This window comes from Methylobacterium durans, from assembly GCF_003173715.1.
Lineage (GTDB): Bacteria > Pseudomonadota > Alphaproteobacteria > Rhizobiales > Beijerinckiaceae > Methylobacterium > Methylobacterium durans.
In genome coordinates this window covers 2,191,619-2,203,347 of record NZ_CP029550.1, presented here as the reverse complement: position 1 = coordinate 2,203,347, position 11,729 = coordinate 2,191,619, and the positions used below count along the sequence as shown (strand labels likewise).

Annotated in this window: 10 protein-coding genes; 8 read left to right on the top strand and 2 right to left on the bottom strand. The window is 71.9% G+C overall.

The genetic code is table 11. The features are described 5' to 3' along the window. The first annotated feature begins 193 nt into the window (after positions 1–193). Positions 194–1,957 (top strand): ABC transporter ATP-binding protein, encoded by a 1,764-nt coding sequence (locus tag DK389_RS10080; protein ID WP_109896237.1) that lies wholly within the window; start codon positions 194–196, stop codon positions 1,955–1,957. Positions 1,958–2,112: 155 nt separating this feature from the next. Here DK389_RS10080 and DK389_RS10075 read toward each other — a convergent pair whose 3' ends face one another. Together DK389_RS10075 and DK389_RS10070 are read right to left on the bottom strand one after the other, a co-directional pair. Further along, complete coding sequence (locus tag DK389_RS10075; RefSeq protein WP_109889283.1) at positions 2,113–3,630, bottom strand: M48 family metalloprotease; 1,518 nt, start codon at positions 3,628–3,630, stop codon at positions 2,113–2,115. A gap of 5 nt (positions 3,631–3,635) precedes the next feature. Further along, positions 3,636–4,475, bottom strand: a complete 840-nt coding sequence (locus DK389_RS10070; protein ID WP_109889281.1) for a DNA-binding protein — start codon at positions 4,473–4,475, stop codon at positions 3,636–3,638. 187 nt (positions 4,476–4,662) lie between these two features. Here DK389_RS10070 and DK389_RS10065 point away from each other — a divergent pair, with 187 nt between their 5' ends. The 7 genes from DK389_RS10065 to DK389_RS10035 all read left to right on the top strand — a co-directional run bounded on the left by DK389_RS10065 (position 4,663) and on the right by DK389_RS10035 (position 11,658). Further along, positions 4,663–4,908: a hypothetical protein gene (locus DK389_RS10065; protein WP_162560598.1), complete on the top strand. Its 246-nt coding sequence runs from the start codon at positions 4,663–4,665 to the stop codon at positions 4,906–4,908. A 525-nt stretch (positions 4,909–5,433) separates the two neighbouring features. Then, positions 5,434–6,525: a phosphatase PAP2 family protein gene (locus DK389_RS10060; RefSeq protein WP_109896235.1), complete on the top strand. Its 1,092-nt coding sequence runs from the start codon at positions 5,434–5,436 to the stop codon at positions 6,523–6,525. Continuing rightward, positions 6,522–7,037 carry a DUF3280 domain-containing protein gene (locus DK389_RS10055; RefSeq protein ID WP_109889277.1) on the top strand — a complete coding sequence of 172 codons (516 nt, stop codon included), beginning with the start codon at positions 6,522–6,524 and terminating at the stop codon, positions 7,035–7,037. The genes DK389_RS10060 and DK389_RS10055 overlap by 4 nt, the downstream gene beginning before the upstream one ends. Before the next feature lie 188 nt (positions 7,038–7,225). Beyond that, positions 7,226–7,636, top strand: a complete 411-nt coding sequence (locus tag DK389_RS10050) for a helix-turn-helix domain-containing protein (RefSeq protein ID WP_109889275.1) — start codon at positions 7,226–7,228, stop codon at positions 7,634–7,636. Between the two features lie 137 nt (positions 7,637–7,773). After that, positions 7,774–8,952 carry a methionine adenosyltransferase gene (gene metK / locus DK389_RS10045; RefSeq protein ID WP_109889273.1) on the top strand — a complete coding sequence of 393 codons (1,179 nt, stop codon included), beginning with the start codon at positions 7,774–7,776 and terminating at the stop codon, positions 8,950–8,952. A gap of 123 nt (positions 8,953–9,075) precedes the next feature. Next, positions 9,076–9,786, top strand: a complete 711-nt coding sequence (gene trmB, locus DK389_RS10040) for a tRNA (guanine(46)-N(7))-methyltransferase TrmB (protein ID WP_109889271.1) — start codon at positions 9,076–9,078, stop codon at positions 9,784–9,786. Between the two features lie 159 nt (positions 9,787–9,945). Beyond that, complete coding sequence (locus DK389_RS10035; protein ID WP_236960785.1) at positions 9,946–11,658, top strand: sensor histidine kinase; 1,713 nt, start codon at positions 9,946–9,948, stop codon at positions 11,656–11,658. The last annotated feature ends 71 nt before the right edge of the window (positions 11,659–11,729 follow it).

Genomic DNA, 11,729 nt, shown 5'->3' with positions numbered 1-11,729 from the left:
TCGCGAGGGGCCCGGAAACGCGGGCCGCTCAACTGGCGTTCAGGTTCGATGAATAAAACGGATCGCGAGGGCGGGCGCTTGCAACGTATGGCGACGCTTTTGCGTTGCCGCCTCGGGTATGAATTTCGCGTGTGCGCCGTCACGCCCCGTCCCACCGCCCCGCAGGTCCGCTGAAATCGAGATGACCATCGCGATGGAAGACCTCTGCCAATACGCCGACCGCCCCTGGGCCTTCGTCGGTCGTTACCTGAAGCGCCGCTGGCTGCCTCACCTCGTGATCCTCGTCGCGGTGCTCGGCGCCGTCGGCTTCTCCGTCTCGACGGATTACGCCCTCAAGGGCGTCGTCGACGCGCTGAGCAAGGGTCCGCAGGCGGGGCTGATCTGGGGCGCGCTCGCCGTCCTCATCGCCTTCATCGCCGCCGACAACATGCTCTGGCGCGTGGCGAGCCTCGTCGGCTCGTTCACCTTCGTGGGCGTGACCGGCGACATCCGCCGCGACCTGTTCCGGCACATGACCGGGCACTCGCCCTCCTTCTTCGCCGACCGGCAGCCGGGCACCCTGGCCTCCCGCATCACCGCGACCTCGAACGCGATCTTCACGGTCGAGAACATGTTCGTGTTCAACGTGATGCCGCCCTGCGTCGCGGCCATCGGCTCGCTGGTCTACATCGCCACCGTCAACGTCACGATGGCGCTGGTGCTCGCCGGCATCTTCGGCAGCGTCGTGGTGCTGATGTTCAAGATGGCGGCGGCCGGCAAGCCGCTGCACCACGATTTCGCCGCCAAGGCCGCGAGCGTCGACGGCGAGATGGTCGACCTCGTCGGCAACATGCCGCTGGTGCGCGCCTTCTCGGCCTTCAAGCGCGAGTTCAAGCGCTTCGACGGCACGATCGGCGTCGAGATGCGCTCGCGCCGCTCCTCGCTCCTCTATCTCGAGAAGCTGCGCATCGTGCACGCGGTGCTCACCGTGCTCGCGGTGCTGGGGCTCCTCTACTGGGCGATCACCATGTGGGAGGCGGGACAGGCGACGAACGGCCAGGTCGTTCTCGTCTGCACCCTCGGCATCCGCATCCTCGCGGCGACCCGCGACCTCGCGGTGGCCCTCGTCGACGCCACCCAGCACACCGCCCGCCTGTCGGAGGCGCTGCACACCCTGCTGCAGCCGCATGACCTGATCGACCATCCCGAGGCCGTGCCGCTCACCGGTCACGGCGCCAAGATCGACTTCCAGCACGTCGCCTTCGACTATCCGGACGGCCGCGGCGTGTTCACGGATTTCGACCTCGCCATCGAGCCGGGCCAGCGCATCGGCCTCGTCGGCAAGTCGGGCGGCGGCAAGTCGACCCTGTTCTCGCTGCTGCAGCGCTTCTACGACGTGAAGGGCGGCGACATCCTGATCAACGGCCAGGACATCAACCGCGTCACGCAGGAGAGCTTGCGCGAGGCGATCACGGTGGTGCCGCAGGACGTCTCGATGTTCCACCGCACCCTGCGCGAGAACATCCGCTACGGCCGGCCCGAAGCCACCGACGAGGACGTCTGGAAGGCGGCCGAGGCCGCCCATTGCACGGACTTCATCAACGCGCTGCCGGACGGGTTCGACACGATCGTCGGCGACCGCGGCGTCAAGCTCTCCGGCGGCCAGCGCCAGCGCATCGCCATCGCCCGCGCGATCCTGAAGGATTCGCCGATCCTGCTCCTCGACGAGGCCACCTCCGCCCTCGACGCCGAGTCCGAGGAGGCGATCCGCCACGCGCTCGCGAACCTGATGAAGGGCCGCACCGTCATCGCCATCGCCCACCGGCTCTCGACGCTCAAGGACTTCGACCGGATCGTGGTGCTGGAGGGCGGCCGCATAGTGCAGGACGGCTCGCCCGACAAGCTGACCCATCTCGACGGCTTCTACCGCGAGTTGATGAAGAAGGAATCGCTCTCGATGTCGCTCGCCGCCGCCTGAGGGCGGCGCGCTCCCTCTCCCGTTCGGGAGAGGGCTGGGGTGAGAGATCCAGGTCTTTCCGGAAAGGTCGCACCCCTCACCCGGTCGGCTGTCGCCGACTCGACCTCTCCCGAACGGGAGAGGTGGGCTTGGCCCCGCCAGGGAGCGGGAGACCCCTACTCCACCACCACCTTGTAGCCTTGCCCGACCTTCAGGGCCGCGCCCTTCTCCAGGCCGTTGAGGACGAGGAAGCGCTCGAGCGGGCGGTCGGAGACCGCCATGCGGCGGGAGAGTTCCTCGGCGCTCTCGGACGGCGCCTGGACCACCTGGATGCGCAGGGGCTTCAGGGTGCGGGACTCGTCCGGGTTCAGGGCCGCGAGGCTCCCCGTCCAGCGGCGGAAGGCCGGGTCCGGGTCGGTGGCGCCCTTGGCCGCCATGATCATCCGGAACACCGTGTCGCCGATCCGGATCGCGGCGAGGCGGAAGGTCCAGTCCTTGCCGCGGGAGAGCGCGACCGCGCCCTCGTGCCCGGCGATGGTCCGGCTCTCGACCGAGCCCGCCTCGAGCGCGTCGTTCCAGGTGGATTTCAGCACCGCGTCGAGACCCTGGCCGGGTCTGGCCTCGACCTGATCGAACAGCAGGCGGCGGCTGCCCTCGTTGGTGGTGCCGAGCACCGCGTTGCGGGTGTTCTCGATCGCGAAGCCGTCCGGGACGTCGAAGGCGATGCCGAGGCTCGGATGGACGAAGCGGCGCCCGCGCACCACGCCCTCGCCGGGATCGTCCCCGTAGGCGATCCCGTCAACCGCCGCGAGGTAGCGGGCGCGGTCGTCGCTGCCGATGCCGGGGGCGCCGATGCGTCGGGCGGCGCGGGTGACGAGGGCGACCCGTTCGGCGGTGGCCGGGTGGGTGGCGAGCATGTCCGGCTCGCCCGGGCTGCCGGTTCCGGCCTTGAGCGCCACCGTCCTGTTCAGGGCCGTGAGGAAACGGGCGGCGCCGAACGGGTCGTAGCCGGCCTTCGCCAGGGTGCGCACGCCGGCCCCGTCCGCCTCCAGCTCCTGGTCGCGGGAGAACCGGGCGATGGCGAAGCGGGACTGGCTCTGGAGCTGCGCGCCGGTCGCGGGATCGTTCAGCACGTCGGCCACGACGCGGCTGACGAGCTGCGAGCGCAGCTCCAGCTCCGTCCGGGCGTTCGCGTGGCTGAGCGTCACGTGCGCGATCTCGTGGGCGAGGACGGCGGCGATCTCGGAGGTGTCGCTCGCCAGCGCCACGAGGCCCCGCGTCGCGTAGAGCCGCCCGCTCGGCAGGGCGAAGGCGTTGACGACGGGTGAATCGAGGAGCGTCACGACGTAGGTCTGGTCCGGCCGGTCGCTCGCCTTGACGAGGCGGTCGGTGACGTCGCTCAGGAGACGCAGGGCCGCGGGGGCGCGGTATTCCCCGCCGAAGGAGGCGACGAGCTTGGCGTGGTCGGCGTCCGAGGCGGAGCGCTCGCGCCCGGTGGTGCGCGGCGCCTCGGCCGGCACCGTCACGGCGGCCGGCGTCAGCACGGCGCCTGTGTGCTCGCCGGCGCAGGCCGTGAGGACGAGCGCGAGGGCGGCCGATCCCGCGGAGAGGCGCGCGCGCAAAGGCCACGCGCGCGAGGCCGGCGCCCTGCGGCGCGCGCCCCGTGAACCGGCTTCCTGCAAGACCCCGTCCATGCCGTCTAGCGCCGCAGCGCCCGCTCCCTCTCCGGAACCGCCACACGCGGTTCCGTCCCGTCCGAATCCAGAACCTCGATCATCTCGGCGCTCGCGATGTCGAGGACCGGCCCGCGCCAGATCTCGACGATGCCCCGCACCCGGACGACGCGTCCCGTCAGCCCCGACGCATGGAAACCATGTTCCTGCAGCCGGCGCCAAGTGCGTTTCGACACGGTCACCGTCAGCCCGTCCTCGCCGCGGCGCACGAAATCGAGATAGGTGCGCGAAGGCCGCTCCCCGACATTGCGGATGCGGCCCTGCGCCACCACGAAGCGCCCGGCCTCTTCCCGCAGCGCGGCTCCGTCCTTAGCCTCCCGCACCGGTCGGCGCCAGACGCCGCTTCCGGCCCGGCGGGGTGCCTCCTCCAGGCGCAGGAGAGCCGGGCGGCAGAGCACGTCGCCCTCGCCCGCATCGACCTGGGCGAATCCCGCCGCGACGAGGCCGCCCGCGAGGTCGACCGCCTCCTCCGCATCCGCGGCGTCGATCCGGACCCGCCCCCAGCGGTCGGGCTCGCCCCGCACCACGACGTCGAGCGGCCGGCCGCGACGGCCCGCGAGCCAGGCCTCGGCGGCCGCCGCGGCCTCGGCCTCGTCCGGCCAGCGCAGAGAGCCGAGCACGGCGCGGGTGCCGGACGCGAGCACGATCTCGCCGCGGGCGGCGACGCCCTGCAGCGCGTCCCGGCGCGCCGGGGCGGCACGGCACTCGGCGGGGCCGAGGCGCGGCGCGGCCGCAGCCGGAGCGGCGGCGAGAACGGCGCCGAGCCAGGCTCCGGCCGCGCGGCGGGTGATGGGGCAGGCTCTCATCGGTCCGAATCAGAGCGCGGAATCGTAGCGGAATCCGGGCCCGGACCGGGCGGCCGACGCTGAATTCCAGCGATTGGGGCCGTCGTGCCACAGGCGCGACGGCGCGCCGCGCCGGGCGAAACACAACACCAGATTGTACGAAAGTTGTAATGTGTGTTTCTAGACAGTTTCGGATAGGATGCTGCCGATGCATGAGATGCCGGAACCCGCCATCATCGCTCAGGTCGCCTCGCCCAGCGAGGCGCCGCAGCTCGACGCGTGGTGCGCCGAGGAGATCGAGCGCGCGGCCCGCCTCCTCGACGGATACGGCGAGGCCGCGATGGCGGCGACGATGCGCGGCATCAGCCTGCTGCATCGGGTCCGGGCGCTGGAGCTCGGCCTGCGCGGCGTCGCCGGCCTCGCCGTCGCGGAGGCGGGCCTCCAGACGGAATGAGCGCCCCCGGCCGGGCCCTGCCGCGCCCGCGCGCTCCGGTTGGCCTCGCTCGGCGATGGTGCTAAGGACGGGGCGGTTCAGTCTCCGTAGCTCAGCTGGACAGAGCACAGGTTTCCTAAAGGCCAAATTGGGCGTCGCGCCGGGAAACCGCGCGACGGATCCGCTCAAATTCGGGGAAAGCTCACGGCGCGCAGGCGCCCTGCCGATCCCGAGCCAAGCCCGCCGGCTCGCCCGGCGGGAAGGTGTAGAGACTAGACGGGCGGCGCCTAAGGGCATCCCTCGCGGGGGTGCCTAGGGCGAAGGGATAGTCCAGGCCACGAACGCCCTCGCGGGCGGCGGCGAAAGCCGAGGTGGTATGAAACCTGGGGTCGCAGGTTCGAGCCCTGCCGGGGACGCCATCCACCTCTCCGATCGCTGCCGCCGGGCCGCCGGCGCGTACGCCCGCGAACCATCCCGGCCGCCGCGCGTATCTCCGTGCGGGCGGAACCGGATCCGGTCGCCCTCACGCGGAGTGCGACCTCGGACATGACGGCAGGAACCCTAGGCCCGGCTCATCGGCCCGCATGGGCACGGCGATGGGATCCGAGGTCCCGGCTCGGCCGCCTCCTCCGGCTTTCCCGCGCGACCGCTGCCCCGGGCCTCGGCCTCTGGGCGCTCGTCGTCGGCGTCGTGGCCGTCGACGCGCTCTGGCTCGCATTCCTGCGCGTCGCGGTCGCGCCCGCCGGGTTCGCCGCCTGCGCCGGCCTCGTCGCGGCCCTCCTCCTCGCCTCCGCGTTCTGGGGCTCCGTCCGGTCCGAGCCGACGCTCCGGGGCATGGCGCTGGCGAGCGCCTGCCTGATCGCGCTCACGCTCTCCGCCGCAATTCTGCACCTCCTCGCCGCCACCCTGTCCTTTCCGCTGGTCGACCCGGCGCTCGCCCGGATCGAGGCGGCCGTCGGCTTCGACTGGACGGCCTATCTCGGGTTTCTCGCAGACCATCCCGCGCTGTCGCGGTGCCTGGCGCTCGCCTACCATTCGAGCGGTCCTCAGGTCGCGCTCGTGGTCATCGCGCTCGCCACCGCGCGCCGGCTCGGCCGCCTCTGGCGGTTCGTCCGGCTGTTTGCCGGCACGCTCCTCGTGGTGATCGCGGTCTCGGCGCTGCTGCCGGCCGTCGGGCCCTACGCCCATTACGCGCCGGACAGGGTGCCGGCGGGATATCTGGAGACCATCGGGGCGTTCTGGCACCTCGAGCCCCTGGAGCGCCTGCGGAGTGGGAACCTCCGCTTCCTGGCTCTGGGCGACATCCGCGCCCTCGTGACCTTCCCGTCCTTCCACGTCTGCCTCGCGATCCTCACGGCCTGGGCGCTCGCCCCGCTGCGGCTGATCGGTCCGGCGGCGATCGCGCTCAACGCCGCCGTCATCGTCGGGACGGTCGGCGCGGGCGGCCACTACCTGCCCGACCTCGCCGCCGGCGCGCTGCTCGCCGGCCTCGCCCTCATCGCGTCGCGACCGCGCGGCCCCGCTCCCGCGATCGGCCGGCTCGCGCGCGGCGGGGGCATCGAACCGCCCGCTCCCGCGTTCCTCCCCGGAGGAAAGCCCGGCCCCCGCCGCCGGCAGAACAGGAAGGATGGCGCATGAGGAGTCCGTTCGGGACGTCGGCTCGGGCCGTGAGTCTGGCCGCAGCTTCGGCTGCGGCGGTGATCCTGCTCGCGGGCGCGGCAGGGGCCGAGCCGGCGAAAGTCGCGGTCTTCGATTTCCAGTTCGCGGGCGGCACCCCGGTGGCTCCGACGGAGGAGGATCGGGCGCGCCTGAAACGCACGAGCGAGGAGTTCCGCACCCTGCTCAAGGACAGCGGCCGATATGCCCTGGTGTCCACGGAGCCCGTCCGGGAGGATGTGGGACGGACGGCGGATCTGCGCGCGTGCGGCGGCTGCGCCGATGCGTTCGGCCGGAAGCTCGGCGCGGACGGCATCTTCGTCGGCGAGGTTCAGAAGGTCTCCAATCTGATCCTCAACATGAACGTCTACTACAAGCCCCTGAGAGAGGGCGCGCAGGAGAAGGCCTACAGCGTCGATCTGCGCGGCAACACCGACGAGTCCTTCGACCGCGGCATCAAGTACCTGGTGAAGAACCAGCTTCTCGAACGCTGAGACGTCCGGTCCGAGATGTTTCAGAACGGCCGCGGGCAACCCGAACCTGTGGCGATTGTGGCACGCCTCCGCGATGCGTATTACGTATTCGGAAAGGCGTGCCGTGACAAAGTCACGCCCGAACCTTAAGCGTAGCGCGCCAGCCTCTTGCCCGTAGGGCGGCGACCGACAGACGTGACGAGACATCCATGGCAGGCCAGAAGACCGACGATCGGGATGCCTATATCGGGCAGCGCATCGCCGAGGAGCGCCGTCGCGCGTCCCTCACCCAGCGTCGCGTCGCCCAGAGCTTCGGCATGTCGGCCGCCCAGCTCCAGAAATACGAGAAGGGCACGAACCGCATCAGCGCCGTGCATCTGGAGATCTTCGCGCGGATGACCGGCGTGTCGCTGGAGCATTTCTTCCAGGGCATGAAGCGCCTCGACGACATCCCGCCGCAGGGCTTCGGCGAGGACCGCCAGCAGGACATCGGCGGCAGCGGCGATCTCCAGGCGCTCGTCGACGTGCTCGCCCGACACCTCTCCGAGAACGTCTCGGAGGATACGCGGCGCGACATCGCGGCGGCCGTCCACGCCCTCGACCGCAAGCTGAACGGCTGATCGGACGGCAACGACGTCCGTTAAAACGGACGCGTTCGGCATTCCATCTTGACCATCCGCTCTCGCGGATGCGAGAACCCGGCATTGGACCGGGTCGAGCGCCGAGTGCAGGGCGCGCCCGCAAGAGGGGTGCCGCCATGCCGCGTTCCGACTACCTGTTCACCAGCGAATCCGTCTCCGAGGGCCACCCCGACAAGGTGTGCGACCGGATCTCCGACACCGTCGTGGATGCCTATCTGGCGGCGATGCCCGAGGCGCGCCTCGGCGTCGAGACGCTGGCGACAACGAACCGCATCGTGATCGCCGGCGAGGTGCGCGGCCCCGATTCCGTGACCTTCAAGGATCTGGAGCACCTGACCCGCGAGGCCGTGAAGGACATCGGCTACGAGCAGGACGGCTTCCACTGGAAGAACAACGACATCGCCATCCACCTGCACGCCCAGTCGGCCGACATCGCGCAGGGCGTCGACGCCGCCGGCAACAAGGACGAGGGCGCGGGCGACCAGGGCATCATGTTCGGCTACGCCGCCGACGAGACCCCGGAGCTGATGCCGGCCCCGATCTTCTACGCGCACAAGATCCTCAAGGACCTCGCCGACGCCCGCAAGGCGCGCCAGGGCGAGGCCGCCGTTCTCGGCCCCGACGCCAAGAGCCAGGTCACCGTGCGCTACGCCAACGGCCGCCCGGTCGAGGTGACGCAGATCGTGCTCTCGACCCAGCACCTCGACGACAGCCTCGATTCGGCGGACGTGCGCGCCATCGTCGAGCCCTACATCCTGAAGGCGCTGCCGCAGGGCTGGGTCAACGAGGGCACGGTCTGGCACGTGAACCCGACCGGCAAGTTCGTGATCGGCGGTCCGGACGGCGACGCGGGGCTCACCGGCCGCAAGATCATCGTCGACACCTACGGCGGCGCGGCGCCCCACGGCGGCGGCGCCTTCTCGGGCAAGGACCCGACCAAGGTCGACCGCTCCGCGGCCTACGCGGCGCGCTACCTCGCCAAGAACGTCGTCGCGGCCGGCCTCGCGCGCCGCGCCACGATCCAGCTCGCCTACGCCATCGGCGTCGCCAAGCCGCTCTCGATCTACGTGGATCTGCACGGGACCGGCACGGTGGACGAGGCGAAGCTCGAAGCCGTGCTGACGGACGCGATGGATCTCTCGCCCCGCGGCATCCGGACGAAGCTCGGCCTCAACCGGCCGATCTACGCCCGCACCTCGGCCTACGGCCATTTCGGCCGCGCTCCGGAGGCCGATGGCGGCTTCTCCTGGGAGCGCACCGACCTCGCCGAGGCGCTGAAATCGGCGCTGGCCTGACCGCGGCCCCGGGCGAGGGACGCGGCCTCTCCGGATACGGCGTATCCCTCACCCCAGCCCTCTCCCGCGCGGAAGAGGGAGCCTGTCGCGCCCGATCGAGCGGGCGCGCGTACGGAGCGTTGCGTGACGACAACCGGGCGGAGCACGCCTGAGGCGCCGGAGCGCGCCTTCTTCGGCCGGCGCAAGGGCAAGCGGCTGCGCGAGGCCCAGGAGCAGCGCCTCGCGGAGCTGCTGCCGCGGCTGCGCGTCGGCCTGCCGGAAGCGGGCGCGCCCCTCGACCCGGCCACCCTGTTCCCGGACACCAAGCGCGAGATCTGGCTCGAGATCGGCTTCGGCGGCGGCGAGCACCTCGCCCATCAGGCCCGCCTCCATCCCGAGATCGGGTTCATCGGCGCGGAGCCCTTCGTCAACGGCGTCGTCAAGCTCCTGCGGGAGATCGACGAGGGCGGGCTCGCCAACATCCGCGTCCGCGACGAGGACGTCACGGCACTCGTGGCCGCGCTCCCCGACGCCTGCCTGACGCGGGTCTACCTGCTCTATCCGGATCCCTGGCCGAAGCGCCGCCAGCGCAAGCGCCGCTTCGTCTCGGACGCGTCGCTCGCCGAGATCGCCCGCGTGCTGAAGCCCGGCGGCCTGTTCCGCTTCGCCAGCGACATCGACGATTACGCGGGCTGGACCCTGGTGCGGGCCGCCCGCTGCCCCGGCCTCGCCTGGACGGCGCGGGCCGCCGCGGACTGGACGAGCCCCTATCCCGGCTGGCCGGGCACCCGCTACGAGGCGAAGGCGATCGCGGCGGGGCGGCGGCCGACCTACCTCGAATTCGTCCGCACCTGACGAAACGCGCGTCGGTGCCGCTGCGCACAGGGCGATGTGCGGCCTCGCCTTGCCGCTGCGCGAGCCTGCGTCCATCTTGAGGCCGCCCGGCACGGCGGAGGTCGGCGCGGACCGCCTCCGCGACGCCGGGACCTTGCGAGGTACGGATTGGGCGACAGGGTGGACGACCCGGCGGCGGATGCGGGCGATCTTCATCGCGCGGCCTTCGAGGAGGCGGCGGTCGGCCTCGCCATCGTGTCGCCGGCCGAGAACCGCATCCTCGACGCCAACCGGCACCTGTGCCGCCTCCTCGGCTACGAGCCGGGGCATCTGACCGGTCTCCCGCTCTCCGAACTCGTCGCGCGTCCCTTCACCTCCGAGGGCCTCCAGAGCTGGCGCGGGGCGGACGGCCGCGCCGTCGAGGTGCGCGTCACCCGCTCCGGGGCGGCCGGGCGCACCCTCGTCGTCGAGGCGCTCGACCCCGACGAGGCGGTGCGGGCCGAGCAGAACCGCGAGGCCCTCACGGCCGCCGGCCTCGGCGAGTGGCGCTGGGACGCGGGCAGCGGCCGCATCACCCTGTCGCGCCGCGCCGCCCAGATCCTCGGCCATCCGCCGGGGCCCTCGCTGACCTGGCGGGCGCTGCGCGCGGGCCTCAGCGAGGCCGAGCGCGCCCGCATCGGCGGGCTCGTGCGGGACGCGCTCGCCCAGGGACGCGCCTCCTTCTTCGAGAGCCGCATCGTCCGTTCGGACGGACGCGAGGTGATCGTCGGCGTGCGCGGCCAGCCGCTCGCCGGGCCCGAGGGCGAGCTCTCCGGCATGGTCGGGGTGGTGCAGGACATCACCACCCGGGTCGAGGCGCGCGACGCCCTCCTCGGCCGCGAGCAGCGCCTGCGGGTGGCGACCTCGCTCGCCCGGCTCGGCATCTTCGAGTGGCACATGCTCGACGATCAGGCGATCTGGGAGAACGAGCGGATGTTCGAGATCTTCGGGCGCACGCCCGAGGACGGCAGCGTCGGCAAGACGGAATTCCTGAACGAGGTCCTGCACCCGGACGACCGCAAGCCCGTGCGCGGCGCGATCTCGGCCGCGCTCCGGGAGGAGGGGATCCTGCACGTCTCCGGCCGGATCCGCCGCAAGAGCGACGGGGCGTGGCGGACGATCGAGATGGCCGGCCGCTTCGAGCGCGACGCGCCGAACCGCCTGCCGCGCCGCCTCATCGGCGTCGTCGCCGACGTGACCGACCGGCGCCTCGCCGAGGAGCGCCAGAGCCTCCTGATCCGCGAGCTGCACCACCGGGTGAAGAACACGCTGGCGACCGTCCAGGCCATCGTCGGCTCGACGGCGCGGACCGCCTCCAGCATCGAGAGCTTCTACGAGGCCTTCGTCGGCCGCATCATGTCGCTCGCCCACACCCACTCGGTGCTGACCGAGGACACGTGGCAGACGGCGAGCCTGCGCTCGCTCCTCGTCAACGAGCTGAAGCCCTACGCCGAGGGGCCGATGGACGGGGGCGCGGACGGCCGCGTGACGCTCGCGGGGCCGTCCGTCGATCTCGCCTCCGAGATCGCGGTGCCGATCGGCATGGCGATCCACGAGCTGACGACCAACGCCGCGAAGTACGGCGCCCTCTCGACCCGCGGCGGCCGCGTCGCCGTCTCCTGGTCGGTCCAGCCCGGAGGCAGGGCGGGCATCCTGCACTTCGCTTGGCGGGAATCGGGCGGCCCGCCCGTCGAGCCGCCGCGCCGCCAGGGCTTCGGCTCGCGCCTGCTGCAGCGGGTGCTGACCACCCAGGTCCAGGCCGAGGTGACGACGGATTACGCGCCCGAGGGTTTCAGCCTGACGATGCTGGCCCCCCTGCCGCCCCGCAACGAGGCCCTGAACCCGCTGGTCTGAGGCGGTCGGGCGAGCCTTCGCCCGTCCGGCGAAGCTCCGCTCTCCACGGGAGGAGCCCCCGCTGCGTCCCG